At 42.6% G+C, this 15,704-nt stretch carries 10 protein-coding genes; 4 read left to right on the forward strand and 6 right to left on the reverse strand.

Annotated features, from left to right (window positions below; all coding sequences use genetic code 11):
* Positions 1–296 precede the first annotated feature (296 nt).
* The 3 genes from ACESK1_RS08770 to ACESK1_RS08780 form a co-directional block, all read right to left on the reverse strand.
* Positions 297–707: a hypothetical protein gene (locus tag ACESK1_RS08770; protein WP_372919811.1), complete on the reverse strand. Its 411-nt coding sequence runs from the start codon at positions 705–707 to the stop codon at positions 297–299.
* 627 nt (positions 708–1,334) lie between these two features.
* On the reverse strand, positions 1,335–2,081 hold the full coding sequence (locus ACESK1_RS08775) for a hypothetical protein (protein ID WP_372919812.1): 747 nt from the start codon (positions 2,079–2,081) through the stop codon (positions 1,335–1,337).
* A 204-nt stretch (positions 2,082–2,285) separates the two neighbouring features.
* Entirely contained in the window at positions 2,286–3,050 is a 765-nt protein-coding gene (locus ACESK1_RS08780) for a hypothetical protein (RefSeq protein ID WP_372919813.1), read from the reverse strand.
* Positions 3,051–3,353: 303 nt separating this feature from the next.
* Between ACESK1_RS08780 and ACESK1_RS08785 the strand changes: the two genes are divergently transcribed.
* Both ACESK1_RS08785 and ACESK1_RS08790 read left to right on the forward strand, forming a co-directional pair.
* Positions 3,354–3,914: a DUF4494 domain-containing protein gene (locus ACESK1_RS08785; protein WP_372919814.1), complete on the forward strand. Its 561-nt coding sequence runs from the start codon at positions 3,354–3,356 to the stop codon at positions 3,912–3,914.
* 1,276 nt (positions 3,915–5,190) lie between these two features.
* Positions 5,191–7,089 (forward strand): hypothetical protein, encoded by a 1,899-nt coding sequence (locus ACESK1_RS08790; protein ID WP_372919815.1) that lies wholly within the window; start codon positions 5,191–5,193, stop codon positions 7,087–7,089.
* Positions 7,090–7,296: 207 nt separating this feature from the next.
* Here ACESK1_RS08790 and ACESK1_RS08795 read toward each other — a convergent pair whose 3' ends face one another.
* Entirely contained in the window at positions 7,297–10,935 is a 3,639-nt protein-coding gene (locus ACESK1_RS08795; RefSeq protein ID WP_372919816.1) for a tetratricopeptide repeat protein, read from the reverse strand.
* 152 nt (positions 10,936–11,087) lie between these two features.
* Between ACESK1_RS08795 and ACESK1_RS08800 the strand changes: the two genes are divergently transcribed.
* Positions 11,088–12,113: a hypothetical protein gene (locus ACESK1_RS08800; protein ID WP_372919817.1), complete on the forward strand. Its 1,026-nt coding sequence runs from the start codon at positions 11,088–11,090 to the stop codon at positions 12,111–12,113.
* 87 nt (positions 12,114–12,200) lie between these two features.
* The gene (locus ACESK1_RS08805; RefSeq protein WP_372919818.1) at positions 12,201–13,199 is read left to right on the forward strand and encodes a hypothetical protein; all 999 of its coding nucleotides are present in this window, start codon (positions 12,201–12,203) and stop codon (positions 13,197–13,199) included.
* A gap of 212 nt (positions 13,200–13,411) precedes the next feature.
* On the opposite strand, the gene ACESK1_RS08810 is transcribed toward ACESK1_RS08805, so the two are convergent.
* Positions 13,412–14,095 (reverse strand): site-2 protease family protein, encoded by a 684-nt coding sequence (locus tag ACESK1_RS08810; RefSeq protein WP_372919819.1) that lies wholly within the window; start codon positions 14,093–14,095, stop codon positions 13,412–13,414.
* Between the two features lie 370 nt (positions 14,096–14,465).
* A complete protein-coding gene (locus ACESK1_RS08815; RefSeq protein ID WP_372919820.1) occupies positions 14,466–15,602 on the reverse strand; it encodes a hypothetical protein in 1,137 nt (378 codons plus the stop codon).
* Positions 15,603–15,704: the final 102 nt, after the last annotated feature.

Raw genomic sequence — 15,704 nt, forward strand, 5'->3', positions numbered from 1 at the left:
GCTGTCATTTTCTTTGGCATTTTCGGTCTTCTTTTGCCAAAGATCTCCCTTCCGAGCACGAAGAAAAATAAGCCTGAAACTTTAAAAAGAAATTTGTGAATATCTATTAGCAGGATTATTCAGCAGGCCTGTTATTAATTCTAATTATTTAAGCTTATTGCCTACGATTGCGGTTAAAGTTGAGGGAGAAGGGGCACGGACTTATAGGCTTAACGAGGTTTTGTTGGAAAATTAAAATATTATTCTTGAGAGACAAGGTTATTGCTTTTCATAGGACAGGTTTTTGGAAATAGTGTTTATGAGTTGTTTGTCATTTTAAATATTTTAATGAAAACTAACAGGAAGAATACAAAAAATATCCAATCATTTATTCCATAGAGTGAGTAAAAGATTCCGGCCATTGTATCTTTTTTATACACATCTGAAATATTATTATTTAGAATCCATTTAACCCAGACATAGCCATAAATAAACTTTTCAGCTACAAAGATTCCAACAAGCCATTTCACCTTATAATAATTTTTCGCAATAGACATATATGCCAGTCCCCAAAGGACAATCATTAATAAGCCAAAATTTGACATTACATCTGGATCGAATTCAGGAATAGTTGAATTGGTAAAAAATCTTGATAAAATTAAAACTGAAAGATTCATCAAACCTGCAATGATAAAGCCTTGTGTAATTGTTTTATTTTTGATTGTCATAGTTCAGTTGTATTAATTTCATTAGTCAAACTACTCAAAACTTGTTTGAAGTGAATACGACATCTCGTATCAAAAAGTGCGAGCTGGCGAGCTTGATTGTCCGCAGATTCCGGCCGAAGGGAACATGGCAGTAAAATCGGGCGCAACAGGCGGGCACGGCCCCGATAGATAACGGGGTTGGATTCGGGACTGGTTCAAGCATTATTTTTATATCCCGTTGTTTGCTGCTTTCTTAGCTATTTCCCATTTTATTAATAATCTCTCTTAATAGGTCATTTTGTTCCTGTCTTAAAGTGATAAATTTATTCACCCATTTATAAATCAAATAAAGTATTCCAAATATTATCGCCAAATAAACAATACCAACTAGAATCGGAATGAAAGTTAAAAAGCTCATAATTTTATTTTAGGTTATTTCTTGGTAAAAGTTAATGCTTGTATCTGTATTAACAGCGCAAAACTCGTAGGGAAGGAAAATAGCTGTAAAATGTATGATTAGGTAAATCTATAAAATTTTCTTAAAATTTTAAGAGTTTCTCGAAATAAACTAACAAAACAACAAAACCCGGGAGCTTTTGCAGTCGGTCTGTTTATTTTGGAAAGAAATAAGTAGAAAATCAACGGTACTTATTCCATCTCCAGGATAACTATTCCAAAGTTTTCAGGTCCTTTTAAAGGATAAGCTTCCCCATTTACCATCTCCATCACTCTTACCCCAAAAACGGCGAATTTCAGCGAAGCAGGATCGGGCAGGGGAGCGGTGGTGAACACAATTTCCTCGGTAAAATCATCAGGGCCCAGCAACACCGGCTCGGCCATTTCAGCATGATACTTCAAACTGCCAAAATCAAACCCCAGGATGCCAAAATTCAGTTCCAGTTGTTGCTCTTCCTCGTTTATGAGGTTCCCGGGATTAACATTGCTAAGTTTCAGTTGCTGCTGAGCCCAGTCCATATGAGCCTGTGCCCCCAGGCTGTCCGGCAGGGATACTTTAGGGTTTATCTGGAAATTCCGGATAAGGTTCTTCGCTCGCTCATTTTTAAAAGCCTCCACCAGGTTCCGCTCACCCCGTGTCGAGATCCTGTCTTCATCTTTGATGTTCAGGAAAAGTTTCATCATCCGGCCGTGCAGTTCCGGCTCTTTAAACTCTCCGAACATCTGTTTCAAAGCCTGCAGAAAAGTCTTTTTAGCCTGGGAAACCCTCCCAAACTCCGAGTTGTTTTCCCGAACCCGCACCATACTGGCTTTGGATTTAATCGACTTCCGGGTGAAGCCGCCCCCGGCTTTGCGCACCACGGGTTTTCCGTTGCGCATATAAAAGTTAAACCCTTCCAGGCTCCCTTCAATTCTGATGATTCCAGTTTGTTTTGCCATAAGCCCCTGTTTTATAGCAATATATAAATTTTTCTTAAATTAGCTATCTCCTTGTCTTCTCCCTGGCTTCTTGCAGGCTGCTCCCACTTTATGTCGTATTTATGCCGTATATATGTCGTGTTTATGCCGTGTTTATACCGTATCTTCCTTATGTAAAGCCGCTGGCAGAGCTTAGCAACCTTCTGTAAAAGAGCATTCCGGTAGTTATTCTTTCTTCATGCCCAGCAGATACAACACGACTCCCGGCCCCGACTTCACTTTCCCGATTTCCCAATCATAACTTTCGGTGCCGTTCAACGCTTCCACCAGCGCATTCATTTCTTTCACCGAATACGTCCGCAACGAAGAAACAACACCGTCCCACAATACAAAAAGGGGAACAACCGGAATCAAATAGGTGGAGATGATACGCCCGATTTTAAACGGTCTTATAAACGGAGTCGTCACCAGGACGCTTATCGGTGAAAACAACATGGCTAAAATACTTGCTAAACTTCTTTCCTGGGCTTCAAATATGGCAATGGCACTATTCGAATCGATGGCGTTTTGCAGAATGAGCTTTGCGTCTTTCGGTCTGAAATGGTGGAATGATAAAAACTGCGTTCTCAATCCTTTCAATGCTTCCGGCACAGCTCTGGCATCCACCGGCGTTTCCACGTATTCAAAATTACCGGCGCGCTTCTTCGTGTATTGAAAAGCCGGAAGGTTAGGATAAAGATCGGTGAGAATTATCTTCAGCTCGGGAATGTCTTTTCTCAATTCAGAATTCAACCAGAGGAGTCCGCCGCCTCCCCCTGAGCCCAGGTCTACGATTTGATTTATTCCAATTCGTTTCAGCCCTTTTTTGATGATGGGAATTGATGGTTTGTACAGCTTGGTTTTATTCGACAGAAACTGCAGAAAGTCCGTTCCGTAATCCCTTAAAAAATCCGGAAACCATTCCTGGTCCTCAAATTCGAATAAATGCATTCTCCCCATGTTTTATAATCAATTACCCGGCAGTCTTTCACCGGAATAGGATTTATAAATAGAATTGATAAGTAAATCTATGAAATTTTATAATCCCTTGACAGCAATTATGTTAGAGGTAGTATAGCATTTTATTTCCAGAGCCGGAAAAGCAGGCGTAATTTTAACCAAAAAATTGCTTGCACGGCACCTGAAGGAAATCAATGGGTTAAGTCTGAAGAATAAAATTTGTGAATATCTATTAGCAGCATTATTCAGCAGGCATATTATTAATTCTATTTTTGGCTCCCTAAAAAAAATGACATGAGCGTAACTTGGTATGAATGTAAGGTGAAATACAAAAAAACACATGAGACAGGAGAACAAAAAATAAGCACCGACACCTATTTGCTGGATGCGGTGTCCTTTACAGAGGCAGAATCAAGGATCACCGAAGAGATGAAAGCTTATACCAGTGAAGATTTCAGGATCATGAATATAAAAGTGGCCAACTTTGCCGAAGTTCACCCCTTCGAAAACTCCGACCGCTGGTTTAAATCCAAGGTCTCCCTGGTAGCCCTTGACGAGGAGAGCGGGAAAGAAAAGAAGACCAACATCTATTTATTGGTACAAGCCAACGATGTAAAAGAGGCATTCGAAAATACAACCAAAGCCATGGAAGACACCATGGGCGACTACACCATCCCGTCTATAACTGAATCTCCAATCCTGGACGTATTCCCGTATTTCACAGGGGAAGAAGAACAACTGGAGAAATTCAATGTCCTCGAGGATTCAGAAACTTCCGAAGTAGAAGTGGAAGCAGAAGAAACTGAAGTCCCGGAAACTGAGACACCAGAAGAACACGAAGAGGTGAAAGCCTAGGTAAAATATCTCTCAAGAAATTATTTCTAATAAAGGGTTTGACTTATAAAGTTGAACCCTTTTTTCGTGTCAGGCAAGTTGATAACATACTAGAAATACCTTTCATGGGCTAAAAACGTATTGCGAGCTTGCCGAGTTTAGACCCCGTTTGTGAGTGTAGCAAATCAGCAGCGTAAAGAATTTTTGAAGCCTTGGAAGAAATTTAGCTGCTGATTTGTGTTTTTTTCTGTCTCCGACGACAAGAGGGAGAGGAAGACATTGCCAAAAAAACACCTGCACATACGGCGCCTTTTTTTGTTTCGTTTAATTGCATCCGACGAGCAGAGCGAGAGGAATGCATGCAAAAAATGAAAGGAGGGAAAATTCCAAATAGGCTGTAGATTAAGTCATAAATAGAATAAACCTGACCAAATTAATTAGAATAAGTCTATGGTAGCCCGGTAAAGCTGTCGGTTGGCCGCTTATGGGAAAGTCGAAGCCCTTTTCATCTTTAAAATAAAACGAAAAAAGCCTGAATGACCGTCATCCCGGACCCGATCCGGGATCTCATCCCTAATTCACCCAACGTCACAACATCACTATAACTACCTCACGAATTAACGAACTAACGAATCCCGAATTAACTAATCCCATTACCGTCATCCCGGACTCGATCTGGGATCTCATTCTGAACAGCTACCAACTTCACTGCATCACTGCATCACTGCATCACTGCATCACTGGATCACTACTTCACAAATTAACAAACTAACGAATCCCGAATTAACTAATCCCATTACCGTCATCCCGGGCCCGATCCAGGATCTCATTCTGAACAGCTACCAACTTCACTGCATCACTGGATCACTACTTCACAAATTAACAAACTCCGAATCCCGAATCAACGAATCCCGAATCAAATGATCTTCATCCCCTCCCATAGCCATCGGGATGATCCGGGATCTCATCATGTTTATCAGGAACCATAATACCCGAACCTTGAAGGACAAACAACAGACCCTATTCAGTACTCTACACTCATAAAAACCCACAACCCACAACTCCCAACAGATAACCCAGAACCGAGAACACCGCATCACTGCACCACTGGATCACTACGTTACAACCTCACAACATCACTGGATCACTGCCTCAATAAGCCTGACATATATCATTTCAATTATTCTTAATGTGAGATATATTTAATAGTTAAGCAACCGTCACCTCCAATCGTGAACTCTGTTATTCAGGCTAAAGTTCACATATAATTTGAACTTTTAATTCAAAACTAAGTGTCATGATTTTAAGAAAACAACTTTTGCTGCCGATCATGGTGGCTGTGATGTTAGGTTTTACATCTTGCAGTGACGATGATGATGAACTACCTCGAATTGAGGAACCCACCGGAAGTTTTACGCTTCCCGATCAACCTCTGGATGAAGAAATGGTGTTTGTAGAGGATCTGTCTATTAGTAAGGATGGATGGATCGTTGTGAGAAGGGACAATGGAGATAATGAGCCCCTGATGACGGAGATAATTTCCATGCCGGAATATGTGGAAGCCGGTGATTACGATGAAGTAAGCATCCGACTAAAAAATAATACAGAGCTCGTTGAAGGGGAAAGGCTTTGGGTGAATTTACACGTGGATGATGGAGATATGGTCTTTGAATACAGTGCCAGCAATCAGTCAGATACCCCTGTATTAAACTCTTCAGGAAGTTTGGTAGCACATTCTTTTATGGTTGATATGCCGGATCCTACAGGTAGTCTAAGCGCCGAAGACCAGGAATTGGACCAGAACCGAAAACTCAATATAAGTTCTGTTGTAAACAGCCACCCCGGCTGGGTGGTGGTTTATCATGATGCAGAAGAAGGGCCCGATTTAAATGTTAGACTTTCAGTTCCTCGTCATATCGAGGCGGGAACCCATACAGATCTCAAGGTCGACCTGGAAGATGATGTGGACATACAAAATAATCAATTGCTTTGGGTGGTACTCCATTCCGATGATGGCGATAAGGTTTTTGAGTACAGTGCAAGCAATCAGGCAGATGTCCCGGTTTTAACCTCTTCAGGAAGTTTGGTAGCGCATTCTTTTATGGTTGATATGCCGGATCCTACAGGTAGTCTAAGCGCCGAAGACCAGGAATTGGACGAGAACCGAAAACTCAATATAAATTCTGTTGTAAACAGCCACCCCGGCTGGGTGGTGGTTTATCATGATGCAGAAGAAGGGCCCGATTTAAATGTTAGACTTTCAGTTCCTCGTCATACCGAGGCGGGAACCCATACAGATCTCAAGGTCGACCTGGAAGATGATGTGGACATACAAAATAATCAATTGCTTTGGGTTGTACTCCATTCCGATGATGGCGATAAGGTTTTTGAATTTTCTCCCGAAGATGATCTTGACCTGCCGGTTTTAACCGAAAGCGATGAAATAGTGATGGATTCCTTTCGTGTTAGTTTTAGCTGGCCCACAGGAAGTATAAGAGTTTCTCTCCCAATAATTGAAGAAGACAGAAAGCTTCTCATTTCCTCAGTCGAAATGAATAGTAAGGGCTGGCTTGTTCTTCATGGGGATTCTAATTGGGAGCCTTTGCTTACAGAGATAATAGCGGAACCAAAGTTATTGGAGGCAGGCTCATATCAGGACATAGAATTAACCTTGAATGAAGATGTTGAAATGATTTACGGAAAAAATATATGGGCAGCCCTTTATACAGATGATGGGGACAACATCTACGAATTTGATGGATCTGGAGAAACAGATACTGCTTTCCTAAACCAGGATGGAAGTCCAGTAGCGGAAAGATTCACGGCTTACAAAGCTTCCTCTCTGAAATATTTTTTTCTAATGATTGCTCATCAGGGAATAACAGCCTGGCTAAATTTCGAAAACGACCCGGGATGGCTTTTGTTATACCGGGATAACGGCCTCGGCGCGCCTTCCATGTCTGAACCTGTTTCAAAACCTATATACGTCACAACAGAAGACGGCTTTTATCGAATTAGTTTTGAATCTGGAGTAGAGATTTCCAATCAGGAAATCCTGTGGCTGGTTTTCCATTCTGATGATGGGGATGGCACTTTTGAATATGTTGATAATAATGACATTGACCCTCCGGCAAAAGATGAGGATGGAGAATTTATAAGGGTACCCTTTCGACCGAATGAGCTATCCATATTTTAAGAACAGGCTGTTAAAAACAAAGAAGTGCAAGGGGAGACCCTGTGCTTCATTGTTCGGTTTGGTTCGGGATGCTGTGTTCTATAAGGGGATCTTCGGGTAGTTCTGGATCTGTCTCCTTCCTCGGTGATTTTGATGTTAGAGCCTGACCGATTCTTCCCGGCTACCCTTCCAGGGCACACGCTGAGGTTTTAACTTTTAAAAGAGAAACTATTTATGAACCGGCAATCCCCAGGCCATGTTGACTTTTGCGATAAGTTCTCCGTACCGTTTATCTTCTCTTAAGGATGAAAGAGCCTCGGGAAAAAAGTACCGGATAGTTTCAGTAGAAAAAGATGACCAGTCCTGCACCCTTTCAAAAGTATTAAAAGCCTCATCTACCTGTCCATATAGCGTCTGGAGCATGGCAAGAGGAAAGGGATCTATTCTTCCATAGATTTCGTTCATTAATTCCCGTCCCCGGTTTTTGTTGCCTAAAGTATGATAGGTGAAAGCCAGTGCAGTATTCACCTCAGTTCGGTTAGGTGTTCCCCTGGATGGAATGATGGATAATGTCTTTTCAAAAGCGGAAACAGCTTCCTCGAAATTGCCGGTATGGTAAAGAACCAGGCCTTCCATATAATGAGCGAGGCCGTATTCAGGATTTATCTCACGGGCTCTCCTTGCTTCGGTCAAAGCTTCCTCCTGTAATTTGTTCCCCAGATAGATATCTGAAAGAAAGACCCGGAAAGCCGGGGATAAAGGATTTAATCTTACGGCCCGTTTGGCAGGTTCCAGTGCTTTTTTCGGCCTGCCAAGTACGAGATTAACCCAACCCAGCCAGATTAAAGCTTCTGCATATCCCGGCGAGAGATCTACCGCAAGCTCAAGTTCCCGGAGGGCAGCAGGACCTTGCTGATTAATGGAATAAAAAATACCAAGAGAAGTATGGGCCTCGCTAAGATCCTTATGCAGCTCTACGGCACGGGTGGCTGCCTCAATAGGGTTGGGGCTGTTCCTGGGTATAGGAAAACCGTAAAACTGAAGAAGCGAAATGGCATCAGCAAGTCCGGACCAGGCAAGGGCGTAACCGGGATCCAGTTCTATGGAACCCTGGAAACAATCCAGGCCGTGGTAAATACCGGTTTCCGTTCGCTGGTCCAGGCAACTTCGGCCCTGGGCATATAGGCGATAAGCATCAAGGTTAGTTGTGGAGCTGCGGGGCACCCTGTTTTTTTCTCTACCGGATAGCTGTATCTTCAGAACCTCAAGTAGATCCTTTGTAACCTCCTCTTCGATAAGAAAGATATTTTCAGCCGACAATTTCCGGTGATAGTTTTTTTTCCAGACCTGGGATCCGTTGGCAGTTTTGGTGAGATATAAGTTTAAGTATATGTCATCACTGGTCTGTTTTACTTCACCTTCCAGTAACCAGGAGACTTGTAGTTCTTCTCCTATCTTTCCCGGTTTTTTCCCTGTTCTATCATATTGGCAAGCAGTCGTGCGGGAAATGACCGGCAGGTCCTTTATTCGGGAAAGAGAAGCTAAAATATCTCCGTGGATTCCGTCTGTAAACCTGGGCTCAGAGGAATCGAGGTCTTTAAAGGGAAGTATTGCTATAGCATTGTAAGATGCGCTTTCTCTTCCAGCTTGCTGCTTTCCGGGTTTCATGCGGGTTTCAGAAGGACCTTTCTTTTTTATTTTCGCCAGTTCCTTATGATCTGTTAGTCCCCAGTTGCTGTTTACTTTTTGAAGTATTTTCTGAAAACGCGTATTCTCGCGAACAGGATCGAGAAGGTCAGGATAGAGGGTGTAGATGGACAGCATTTCCCAATAATTCCAGCGTTCAATTTTTTCGAATTTCTCAAGAGCCAGGTCCGTCTCTCCATTGGTCGCGTGTATAAGTCCGAGTGCAAATTCATCTTTTTTGATGCCTTCTGAAAGCCTTTCAACTTCCTGATATTCTCCGGTCTTGATGCAGCTTAGAATTCTGGTTGTAAGAGGACCGTTCCCGGCCCAGGGCACCAACAGATCTTTCAGGACTTTATCGGCTTCCCGGTACATTTCCAGATGATAAAGGGCCAGCCCTTGCTGGAATTGAGCCGAGTTGAAGTCGGGCTGGATCTGCAGTAAACGTTCGGCTTCATGAACAGATTTAGTATACTCACCGGTAATTAGCCATGACAGGGATAAATTACTGATGGCTTCCTGGGACAGCGGATTTACTTTCACCGCCATCAATGCATTTTCGAGGGCTTCTTCAGGATTCCCAGTCAATGAGAAGATCCAGCTTAACCAGGCATGAGCTTCGGCATGACCCGGTCGTAATTCTACAGCTTTGTTCAGGTTGAAAACAGCAGATTTTGCATCTCGTATAGTGGTATAGTACAGTCCGAGCGACGCATAAGCTTCAGCCATTTCCGGATCCAGTTCCAGTGCCCGATGAGCAGCTTTTCGAGCTTCTGAAAGTATATTTTGACCATCTTTTTCATGCCCGTAATCATGCCGAAGGCTAAGGGCATCTGCCAGTCCCATCCAGGCCTGGGCATAATTGGGATCATGAGAGATAGCCTGCCTGAAATATTTTTCGGCCATTCTCATTGCTTTTTCGGTACGCTGGTCCAGGTTCCATCGGCCATAGGCTTGAAGACGAAAAGCTTCAAGATCTTCAGTAGGAATTTGTCTTATCGCAGTTCGTTCCTTGCGGGTTAATTGCATCTGGAGTGATTCGCTTATCTTTCGGGTGATCTCTGCCTGGATATCGAACAGTTCGCCGGCAGTTAATTTCCTTTGATAGATCTCGCCCCACACCTGCCGGTCTTCCGGGGCTTTTACCAGTCTTACACTTACTTTTACATGTTTGTCGATTTCCTGTACTTCACCTGTTAATATCCAGCCTACCTTTAATTCCCGTGCAATATCCGGCAGTAATTTTCTCGTACTCCTGAAGCTTTGAACAGATGTTCTGGAGATCACGAAAAGATCGGAAACCTGCGAGAGCCTGGTAAGTATATCCCCTTGAATGGCATCTGTAAAGGCTGAAGCTTTTTCAGAACCCAAAGTTTCGAAGGGCAGTACAGCAATGGAAAACTGAGACAGATCCTTGCCTGGCTGTTCTCTGCTGCCTGCACGTTCCGGTTTATGCCTTCTTCGGGTCTTGATTTTTTCCACCAGTGCTTTTAACTCCTTACCGGGCTCTTCCTCAAATTCTTTTTTTATCAGTTCTGTATAGTTATTAAAGGTCTCCAGTGCAGCATTGGGTTCCCCGGCTTCATTCAGGAGGTTAATAACCCGCAACTGAATATCTTCAGAGAATGGATTTAAATCGGCCGCCATTTGGCCCCAGCGCTTTAGACTCACATCTTCTCCTTCGGCACTGGCTTTCTCGGTAAGTTCAAGACTTGTAGCTGTTGCAATGCTATGGAACCTGTTTCTTTCCTGCTCCAGCCAGTGATCAAATTCAGGAGAGATATCGCTTACATGAAAACCCTTTAAGAGATCACTGCGATAAAGTTTAAGGGCATCTTCAGGCTTTTTTTCCTCGATCGCTTGCTCAAACGCCAGGGCATCACTCCAAAACGCTTCTGCATTAATGGTAATCTCCTCAGAACCGCGGTTTTCAATAGACTCCCTTCCCAGGGTTTTCCGAATGTGATAAAGCATATTACTAAGGGAATTTCTGGCACTTTTTTGATCCTGATAGGGCCAGAATATAGGAAGGAGGCTATCGCGGCGGTGGAAGCCGCGCGGCCTGTTGAGCAACAAATAAGTAAGCAAGGCCAACCGTTTGGGACCGGCCAGAAAAGAATGCTGCAGTTCTCCTTTTGAATTCCGAATCTCTGCCGGTCCCAATATATATAATTCTGTCATTATTCTGAAAGTGAGTCTCTTAGATTCTAATCTAAGACATAAAACGGACCTAACAAAGAAACGCCGGTAGATTTACTTAAAAATTAGATTATCAACACGATAGTTTATCCTGAAAAAGAGGAGGCAATTAATCAACCTTAAAAATTTAAAAAATGAAAACATTTAAAAGAAAATTTCGATTCATGATCTTCATGTGGATCCCACTATTGCTTATTTCCTGTAAGAACGAAGAAAAGAGCAATCTCTCACATCAGATGGAAATGAAGGAGATAGAAATGGAGGAGAAGCTAGTGGTGGAGAAGGTGGCATTGCCTGCCTTTGGAAATCTTGTGGAGGTAAAAACAACAGGAATGAATTTTATCCTTCCCGATGAAATTCCCTCCGGCTGGACGACCTTCCGCTATAGCAATGAATCTCCACTAACTCATTTCATGCTCATCGATAAATTACCCGTTGTTAAAGGGAAGCAGATCACTTATGACGATTTTGAAAATATCCCACCGGTATTCCGGGATGCAATGGATCTGATCAATGCCGGAAAGACCGATGAAGGTTTTTCAGAATTTAGCAGGCTTCCGGAATGGTTTTCTGAAGTTATCTTTTCGGGTGGGGTAGGACTGGTCTCTCCGGGGGAAACAGCCCAGACTACTGTATATGTGAAGCCGGGTACTTACGTGATCGAATGTTACGTAAAAACAGGAGGAGTATTTCACCCCATGACCAGACAGCTGGAGGTAAAGAAAGATCAATCTTATGAAACTCCTCCCACTCCCACGCTGAACATGGCCATATCCAGAGAAGGAGGCATTGAAATGCCGGAATCGCCCACGGCCGGTCTCCATACCATAGCAGTGGAATTTAAAGATCAGGGTCCGCATGAACATTTCCTGGGACATGACGTTCACCTGGTGAGGCTGAAAAAGGATACAGACCTGGACGAGCTAAATTCCTGGATGACCTGGACTAGGCCGGAAGGCCTAAATACACCTGCCCCGGTGAAATTTTTAGGTGGTGTCCAGGAAATGCCTGCAGGAAATACAGCTTATTTCACAGTAGACCTGCAACCGGGTAATTATGCCTGGATCTCTGAAGTCCCAAACCCGAAGGAAAAAAATATGCTGAAGACCTTTTCTGTGTCCGATGATGAAATCGGGAGCATAAGTGGAGAAAGAGATTAATCCCGGAGTATTTTATAAGAGAGAGATCTCAAGGCAGATAAGCTCTGAAATTCAAAAATCAATTTATAAACCTAAACTATATTAATTATGAAAAATTCAATTCAATTATCAGTAAGATCATTAAAAAATGTAATGTGGCTTTTCTGTCTTGCATTATTTATGAGCTGTGAGACAGAACCGGTTCCTCAGGAGGAAATAAATGCCGCTGATCTGGGGGTTAAAAAAAACCACAATGTAGTGGATATAGTATCGACTCATATGAACATCGAGGTGCAATCAACTATTCCTTCAGGCTGGACTACCTTTAGATATGATAACAGAAGTCATAATCCACATTTTGTTTTGTTTGACAAACTACCTGACGGTAAGACGGTAGAAGACAGTAAAGCTGAAGTTGTCCCGGTTTTTCAGGAGGGGATGGACTTTATTGCTCTCGGGGAATGGGATAATGCTTTTGCCGCTTTTGGCCAATTACCGGCCTGGAGTGCTGAAATAATTTATTCCGGAGGTACCGGTATGTTATCCCCTAATCATATTTCTGAAATTACAATTTATTTGGAACCGGGAACCTATGCTCTTGAGTGCTATGTGAAAAATTCTGAAGGAGTTTTTCATGCCACCAGTGGTATGATAACAGGAATGGTGGTTACTGAGGATGAAAACGATAACACAGAACCCGAATCCACTATGGAAGTAAGGGTATCTTCAGAAACCGGAATCCAATTGGATGAAAAGGTACGTCCCGGAAAACACCTGATCAAAGCCTTTTTTGAAGATCAGACGGTTTACAGTCATTTCCTGGGACATGATATTAACCTGGTAAGGCTGGATGAGAATGCAGATCTTGATGAACTGAATAGCTGGATGAACTGGTCCGATCCCACTGCTTTTATGACTCCTGCACCTGAAGGGGTGGAATTTCTTGGAGGTATGCAGGATCTTCCTGCTCTGGAAGGAAACCCAAATTCGCATGTCGGTTATTTCGACGCCCATTTAAAACCGGGTACATATGCCTTTATTGCAGAAGTTCCCGATCCAATGAGCAAGGGAATGTTTAAGGTTTTTACAGTGCCGTCATCCAGGTAATGGGATTGTTAATTTTTACAAAAAGATCATCAGCAATTGTTGATGGTCTTTTTGTTTTTTAATTGCTATAGTAGGTCTTACTAAATCCAATTAATAGTTGTGTTCATCACGTCAAATTTATTTAAGTATTTAATTTTTAGTATATTAGATAAATTGTTTCTGACGAATAGCGCAGTAGGAAATCTGCGCTTCTTTTTTTATTTGTGAATAGTCTATAAAGGGATCTTCGGGTAGTTCTGGATCTCTCTGTCTCCTTCCTCGGTGATTTTGATGATAGAGCTTGGCCGATTCTTCCCGGCCACCCTTCGGGCTTTTTTCATTGCTTCTTCTTCTTTTTCAAAATTTCCGATTAACCTGTCGTTATGGTCGGTAACTTCCCACTCTTTCTTTTCTTCTTTCCATTTAATTCGGTACCGATGTTCCTTTATTACATTCTCCTTATTCCTTAACAGGTCGAGGATCATCTTTCCGTCGCTGTAATTTCCGCCGGGATATAGCATGGGTAGCAGAGCGAAAAAAATGTAATAGAGGGAAAAGTATGTGAACTGATAGGTGAGGATTCCGGCTTCCAAAACCTCATTTTCAATTAAGATCATCACCCCAATGGCGCCCAGTAAATTAAACAAAGCCCCACCTGAAAAGATGAGAATATTGGCGAATTTGTTTTTGCGTTTAATATTTTCATAGGTACAGAGGCCGTACCAGAAGTAGTATTGCCTTATTTCAATCATTCCCCACTTAAAAACAGGTTGGCCGCTGCCCACGGAAACTTTGATGTTCTTCCCACCCATAAGCCACGCAAAAAAGACATGCCCCGCCTCGTGCAGGATGGAGATCACAGGTAGCACCAGGAAAAATGCCAGCAGGAATTTTGGGATGTCGCTTATGCTTACCATGGAAATATTTTACCAAATGAGAATTTAGTAAAATTAAAATTGCAGACTCTTAAAACAAATGAAAAATAGTGCTAAGGAATATGGGATTTAGTTTTGCTTATGCATTTCCTGCTTAGTGTAAACCAGGGCATGGGAAATTAGTCTTACCAATACCGGCCTAATGATCATATCAAATGATCCGAGATTAGTGGAATTGCTCTTTAGCACGTAGCTCAATAAGATCAATTGGTTTAATTTCGATTCTTATGGAGAGGAGAAAATAAGCCGAATGGAAAGGGTTTTTTCCCATATTTTGTTATGTAATAACAATACTCCAAACAGAAGCCGATATCCCAAAAACCCAAACTCACGACTCACCCCTGCTTGAAATTCATTCTTCCGGTTCCTGATAAATAGAAATATAAGATACCTGCCTGTCTCCCGAACGGGTGAAATCCCCACCGGCAACAAAGGTGTCTTTATAAGAAGCAAGTTCAGGTATCCAGTTATTAAATCCTTCCCCCATAGGATTCCAGGTTGTGCCATCCCACCTGGCTATATTATTTACTTCTTTTCCATCGGCTTCTGAAAAGTATCCGCTGGCTATAAGTTTATCTTCATAAACATTAAAGGCATAGACGTCGCCGTTCATTCCCTCGCCCATGGATTGCCATTGCGAACCATCCCATCGGGCTATTCCATTTGGAAAACTACCCCCTACTATGAGGTCATCCTCAAAAATTCCAAGAACTTCTACAGTACCATTTAACCCGGAACCAAGAGGCTGCCAGTTGCTGCCGTCCCACCGGGCAATAAAGTTTACGGTCTGCCCTCCTGCTTTATCAAAATAACCGGCCGCGATCAATTCATCCTTATAAACTATGAGATCCCAAACAGGACCGTTCATCCCAAAACCGAAAGGATGCCATTCGGTGCCATCCCATCTTGCCACCCGGTTTTCGTCTTCCCCGCCTGATACAGAATAACCTCCTGCAATGAGATCGTCTTCGAATGTGGCGAGTGCAAGCGTAGCTTCAGTTCTTCCGTTCCCCAGGCGCTGCCATTCACTTCCATCCCAGGATGCAATAAAATTGGCGCTCTTTCCGCTGGCATTATAAAACCATCCGGCTGCAATAAGGGTATCCTTGTGATTTTCTAAGGCATAAACTATATCATCCATTCCACTTCCCATTTTGCTCCAGGAGGAGCCATCCCATTTTGCCACGAAGCCCACATTTTCACCACCCGCTTTTTCAAACCAGCCACCGGCAATTAGATCATCTTCATATTCCATCAAGGCCATTACGGTATCATCCATCCCGTCACCCATTGGCTGCCAGGGATTGCTGGTGTCATCACTCCCATCATCATTTCCACTATCATCAGGTTGAGCCGGAGTCTCCAGTGGAGCTTCTTCAGTTTCATCCAGGACCTCTAAATCATCATCGGAACTACAGGAATAAATAAAAAAAAGGCTGAGTGATAGAAACAATAATTTTCGAAAATTGGAAAGCGCTGAAGTTTTCATATTGGTTGGTTTTATAAATTATACAAATAGTATTGTGTACTAATTATAGTAGGCCAGGGAGGGCAAAAGTGTAGGGAATTAGAATATTGCTTAACAAATGAA

It is taken from the genome of Salegentibacter sp., from assembly GCF_041642575.1.
Lineage (GTDB): Bacteria > Bacteroidota > Bacteroidia > Flavobacteriales > Flavobacteriaceae > Salegentibacter.